This is a genomic window from Streptomyces typhae (assembly GCF_009755605.1).
Taxonomy (GTDB): Bacteria; Actinomycetota; Actinomycetes; order Streptomycetales; family Streptomycetaceae; genus Streptomyces; species Streptomyces typhae.
Genome location: NZ_WPNZ01000017.1, coordinates 206,911 through 207,273 on the forward strand (window position 1 = coordinate 206,911; position 363 = coordinate 207,273).

Below are 363 nucleotides of genomic sequence, written 5' to 3' on the forward strand. Positions count from 1 at the left end.
AACACCGCGCATGACAGCAGGGACGACGGCCCCCCGGCACGCCGGGGTGGCCGTCGTCCCTGCCCCGGGACCGGGACCGAACTGGGCACCACCTACACCGGCACCCTTAGCACGATCATCTCCCGAGCCCCCGCCACCCCACGGCAGACCAGCTGAAACCACAAGCCCAAGGCACTGGCATCCGAACCGGCCAGCGGAGGACTTCCGTGAAACGCGGGCGCGCCACCACGCTCCTGAGAGGTCGTTTTCTCCTGTTGTTTCATCCTGGGATTAGGGGTTGATCCTGATTTATGGGGTCGCGCCAGGAGATGGTGGCTTCGCCGGTGAGGCGGCAGGCCATGAGGTCGGTCATGGCGAGGTGGA